We start from the raw sequence: 5516 nt of genomic DNA on the forward strand, positions 1-5516 counted from the left end.
CTCCGGCCCCGCCCCCTCCACCGGACGTCGTCTGCCCGTAGGGGGCACCTGCGCCGGTTGTCGGCTCTCCGCCCGTCCAGGTCGCGCCCCGTCGGGGGGCGCCCCGTAAGGGGCGCGGGGAACTGCGCGAGCAACCACGACGCGCTTGCAGTCGCCGGACGGCAGGGGCGACCGAGCTCGCAGGCGGCTTTCAGGGGCGCGGGGAACGGCGCGAGAAGTCCCCACCGGCCCGCAGACGCCGGACGAACACAGCACACCGAGCTCGTAGGCGGCATTGAGGGGCGCGGGGAACTGCGCGACCAGCCCCCACCGGCCCCGCAAGCCGCGCGCAGCGCAAGTCGTACACCGTTGCGGCGGTGGACATCTCGCGTGCAGCGAGCGGACACACGCACCGCTTATCACTGACTCCGCCCCGTCGTCCCCCGTACTCCGATTCCCAGGAGACCCCCGTGACTCCCTTGTCCCGCCGTGGCTTTCTCGGCGCGGCCGCCGCGCTCGGCGCCGCTTCGGCTCTCCCGTCGTCGATCCAGCAGGCCATGGCCGCGAGCCCGCGCCGCAGTAGCGGCAACGGCACGCTCGACGACGTCGAGCACGTCGTGATCTTCATGCAGGAGAACCGATCCTTCGATCACTACTTCGGAACGCTCAGAGGCGTACGGGGCTTCGGGGACCGGTCCCTGGTGCGGTTTCCCAACGGCTCCGACGTGCTGCGCCAGACCTCGCTCGGGCCGCTCGGCGGCAGAGTGGTGACGCCCTGGCACCTGGACACGGCGGCCACGGACGCGCAGCGGGTCCGCGATCTCGACCACGGCTGGTCGGGCACGCACAGCGCGTGGAACGGCGGCCGCTACAACAACTGGATCCCGGCCAAGAGCGCCTGGACCATGGGCTACTACCAGCGCGCCGACATCCCGTTCCAGTTCGCGCTCGCCGAGGCGTTCACCATCTGCGACCAGTACTTCTGCTCCGTGCAGGGGCCGACCAACCCCAACCGGCTCTACCAGTGGACCGGCACGGTCGACCCGGGCGGCAAGCGCGGCGGCCCGGTCACCGACAACTCGGAGAAGGGCTACAGCTGGACCACCTACCCCGAGCGGCTCCAGGCGGCCGGGATCTCCTGGCGGGTCTACCAGCAGCAGGACAACTACGACGACAACCCGCTGGCCTGGTTCACCCGGTTCAGGAACGCCGGGCAGGACTCCCCGCTGTACGTCAACGGCATGCAGCGGCGGTCCGCCGACGCCTTCGGCCAGGATGTCGCGAACGGCACGCTCCCCGCCGTGAGCTGGGTCGTCGCCCCCACGCAGCAGTCCGAGCACCCGGCGTACCCGCCCGCGTACGGTGCCGACTACACGGCGAAGTACGTGCTGGAGTCGCTGGCCGCGCACCCCGAGGTGTGGGCGAAGACCGTCGTCTTCCTGAACTTCGACGAGAACGACGGCTTCTTCGACCACGTCGCCCCGCCGGTGCCGCCGTCCGGCACGCCGGACGAGTTCATCGGCGGCACGCCCATCGGTCTCGGGCCCCGGGTCCCGATGACCGTGATCTCGCCGTGGAGCCAGGGCGGCCACGTGCACTCCGAGGTTCTGGACCACACGTCGCCGCTGCGGTTCCTGGAGAACTGGACGGGCGTCAAGGAGCCCAACATCTCCGCCTGGCGGCGTACCGTGTGCGGCGATCTGATGAGCGCGTTCGACTTCGGTTCGAGGGCTGCTTCGTTCCCGTCGCTGCCGGACACGACGGCCCTCGTCGCCGCCTGCGACAAGCAGCACTCGCTGCCCGAGGCGAAGCCGCCCGCCGCCGCGCAGCGCCCCGTCCAGGAGGAGGGCACCCGCCCGGCCCGGCCGACGGGCTACGGCTTCGACACCACCTCCTGGACCGACACCGCCACCAACCGCCTGTGGTTCAAGGTCGTCAACACCGGTCAGCTCGGTGCCGGGTTCACCGCGTACGCCGTGAACCACCGCGCGTACGAGGCGTGGCACTACACCGTGCCGGTGGGAGGCAGCGCGAGCGACTACTTCAGCGCCCTCACGTACGGCGGCGGCAAGTACGACGTCGACCTGCACGGCCCCGACGGCTACCTGCGGGGCTTCAAGGGCGACGTACGGACCTGGACCGACCCGAAGAAGGGCCACCCCGAGGCGTCCGCGACGGCCTCCTCCGACGGCTTGCGGCTCCTGCTGGCCAACGGCGGCGGTACGGCGGTCGTCTTCACCGTTCCGGACGGTCGGACAGTGTCCGTAGCGGCCGGCGGGCAGGAGGAGATCGTGCTGGCAGTGCCCACGGACGGCCACTACGACGTGACAGTGACGGCGGATACGGGCGACGGCTTCGAACGCCGCTTCGCGGGCCGCGTCTTCCCCTGAGAGCGCCTCATCAGGGGCGCCCCGTAAGGGGCGCGGGGAACTGCGCGACAAGCCCCCACCGGCCCGCAGCCGCACGCCGAGCGCAAGACGCAGCCCGGTAGGCGAAGGGGGTCCGGGGGCGAAGCCCCCGGAGGTCAGCGATTGAGGTGGGGCTCCCCTGGGGAAGATGGCGCCATGGTCGACGGGGAGCAGATGTCACACGCCCAGCTCGCCGAGCTGCAGATCACGCGTCTGCGCCGCACCCTGCGGCACGCCTACGACCACGTCCCGTTCTACCGCCGTTCCTTCGACGCCAGCGCCGTGCGCCCGGAGGACTGCCGGACGCCCGCGGATCTCGCCCGGTTCCCGTTCACGACGAAGGCGGACCTCCGCGAGAACTACCCGTACGGGATGTTCGCCGTGCCCCGCGCGGACGTGCGGCGCATTCACGCGTCCAGTGGTACGACGGGCGTGCCGACCGTCGTGGGTTACACGCAGCGTGACCTCGACACCTGGGCCGAGGTGATGGCGCGGTCGCTGCGGGCGGCGGGGGTGCGGCCCGGGCACACGGTGCATGTGGCGTACGGCTACGGGCTGTTCACCGGGGGGCTGGGCGCGCACTACGGTGCCGAGCGGCTCGGCTGCACGGTGATCCCCGCGTCGGGTGGGATGACCTCGCGCCAGGTGCGGCTCATCCGGGACCTCCGTCCGGAGGTCATCATGGTGACGCCCTCCTACATGCTCGCTCTGCTCGACGAGTTCGAGCGCCAGGGGGTCGACCCGCGCTCCTCCTCGCTGCGGATCGGCGTCTTCGGGGCGGAGCCGTGGACGGAGGGGATGCGCCGGGAGATCGAGGGGCGGTACGCGCTCGACGCGGTGGACATATACGGGCTGTCCGAGGTCATGGGGCCGGGCGTGGCGCAGGAGTACGTGGAGACGAAGGACGGGCTGCACATCTGGGAGGACCACTTCTATCCCGAGGTCGTGGACCCCGTCACGGGCGAGGTGCTGCCGGAGGGCGAGCACGGGGAGCTGGTGCTCACCTCGCTGACCAAGGAGGCCATGCCGGTGGTGCGCTACCGCACCCGCGACCTCACGCGGCTGCTGCCCGGCACCGCCCGGGTCTTCCGGCGGATGGAGCGGATCACCGGGCGCAGTGACGACCTGATCATTCTGCGGGGCGTCAATCTCTTCCCCGGGCAGGTCGAGGAGATCGTGCTGGCCGTGCCGGGCGTGGCCCCGCACTTCCAGCTCCGGCGCACGCGCGAGGGGCGGCTGGACCGGCTCACGGTACGGGCGGAGGCGCGGCCGGAGGCGTCGGCGGGGCAGCGGGAGGCGGCTGCCCGTGAGATCGCCCGCAGGGTGAAGGACGGCATCGGGGTCTCGGTGGCCGTCGAGGTCGTGGACCCGGGCACCCTGGAGCGGTCGATGGGCAAGCTGAGGCGCGTCGTGGACGACCGCGCACGCGGCCGCTGACGTCGTCTGCGTCCGCCGACGTCTAGACCGCGCGTTCTCTGCCCTGCCAGTACGGGTCGCGCAGGCGTCGTTTGTAGAGCTTGCCGTTGGGGTCGCGGGGCATCGAGGCGATGAATTCCAGGGACCTGGGGCGTTTGTAGCCGGCCAGGTGGTGTGCGCAGTGGGCGAAGAGTTCGGTGGCCAGCCGCTCGTCGGGGGCGTGGCCGTCGGCGGGTTCGACGACGGCCCGTACCTCCTCGCCCCAGTCGTCGTGCGGGATGCCGAAGACCGCGGCGTCGGCGACGGCGGGGTGGGCGAGCAGCACGGACTCGATCTCGGCGGGGTAGATGTTGACGCCGCCGGAGATGATCATGTCGATCTTGCGGTCGCGGAGGAAGAGGTAGCCGTCCTCGTCGAGGAAGCCGAGGTCGCCGACGGTGAAGAAGTCGCCGACGCGGCTCCTCCGGGTCTTGTCGGCGTCCTTGTGGTAGGTGAAGCCGCCGGTGGTCATCCTCATGTAGACGGTGCCGAGTTCACCGGCGGCCAGGCGGCGGCCCTCGTCGTCGAACACGGCGAGCTCGCTGACGGGCCAGGCCCGGCCGACCGTACCGGGCTTCTTCAGCCAGTCCTCGGCGGTGGCGAAGGCGCCGCCGCCCTCGCTGGCCGCGTAGTACTCCTCGACGCAGCTCCCCCACCACTCGATCATCGCCCGTTTGACGTGGTCGGGGCAGGGGGCGGCGCCGTGGAGGGCATGCCGCAGGGACGACACGTCGTACGCGGCCCGTACATGCTCGGGCAGTGCCAGCAGCCGGTGGAACTGGGTGGGGACCATGTGGGTGTGCGTACAGCGGTGCGTCTCGACGAGGCGCAGCATCTCCTCCGGTGCCCATTTGTCCATCAGCACCAGCCGGTGCCCGAGGTGCAGGGACGCTCCGGCGAACTGCAGGACGGCCGTGTGGTAGAGCGGCGAGCACACCAGGTGGGTGTTCCCGTCGAACGGCTTGATGCCGAAGAAGCCGAGGAATCCGCCGAGGTGGCTCTCCTCGGGCGGCCTCCCGGACAGGGGGCGGCGGATGCCGCGGGGGCGGCCGGTGGTGCCGGAGGTGTAGTTCATGACCTGGCCGAGCGTGCGGTCGGGGGGCGGGTCCTGCGGATGGCCCGCGAGCAGTTCCCCGTACGGGCGGAAGCCGGCGATGTCGCCGACGGCGTAGCGGCGTTCGGGTTCCGGCCCCACCTCGTCGGCCGCGGCGGCCACAGCGTCGGCGAACCGTTCGTGGGCGATCAGGGCCTTGGCGCCCGAGTCGGCGAGGATCCAGGCGATCTCGTGGGCGACCAGGTGGTGGTTGACGGGAACGAGATAGAGACCGGCCTGGGTGGCGGCGAGGTAGGCGGTGACCATCTCCTCACCGTTGGGGAGGACGACGGCGAAGGCGTCCCCCGGGCGCAGTCCCGCCGCGCGGAGGGCGTGGACCAGTTGGTTGGCGGCGGCGTGCAGTTGCCCTGCGGTGCGGGTTTCCCCTTCGGGGGTGACGAGGGTGGTGCGGTGCGGTTGCGCCGTGGCGTGGGCCCAGAACGACATGGGTGCCCTCCTTGTGTGACCGGGGCTTCGCCCCGGACCCCGTGGTCGGTTGCGGTCCGTGGTCCCGTTTGTGCCCACCCGTTCCGCCGTGCGGAACGCCTGCCCACAAACGGGGGGGGGTGGGGCGCAAGGCG

General features: G+C 71.5%; 3 protein-coding genes. 2 read left to right on the plus strand and 1 reads right to left on the minus strand.

Annotated elements, in window-relative coordinates:
- The first annotated feature begins 449 nt into the window (after window positions 1-449).
- Together K6I34_RS30445 and paaK are read left to right on the plus strand one after the other, a co-directional pair.
- The gene (locus K6I34_RS30445; RefSeq protein ID WP_229330860.1) at window positions 450-2369 is read left to right on the plus strand and encodes a phosphocholine-specific phospholipase C; all 1920 of its coding nucleotides are present in this window, start codon (window positions 450-452) and stop codon (window positions 2367-2369) included.
- Between the two features lie 174 nt (window positions 2370-2543).
- Entirely contained in the window at window positions 2544-3824 is a 1281-nt protein-coding gene (gene paaK, locus K6I34_RS30450; protein ID WP_229330862.1) for a phenylacetate--CoA ligase PaaK, read from the plus strand.
- A 22-nt stretch (window positions 3825-3846) separates the two neighbouring features.
- On the opposite strand, the gene K6I34_RS30455 is transcribed toward paaK, so the two are convergent.
- Window positions 3847-5382 carry an acyl-CoA synthetase gene (locus K6I34_RS30455; protein ID WP_229330864.1) on the minus strand — a complete coding sequence of 512 codons (1536 nt, stop codon included), beginning with the start codon at window positions 5380-5382 and terminating at the stop codon, window positions 3847-3849.
- Window positions 5383-5516 lie beyond the last annotated feature (134 nt).

Origin of the sequence: Streptomyces sp. UNOC14_S4, assembly GCF_020740835.1 — a bacterium.
In the GTDB taxonomy this organism is placed as follows: domain Bacteria; phylum Actinomycetota; class Actinomycetes; order Streptomycetales; family Streptomycetaceae; genus Streptomyces.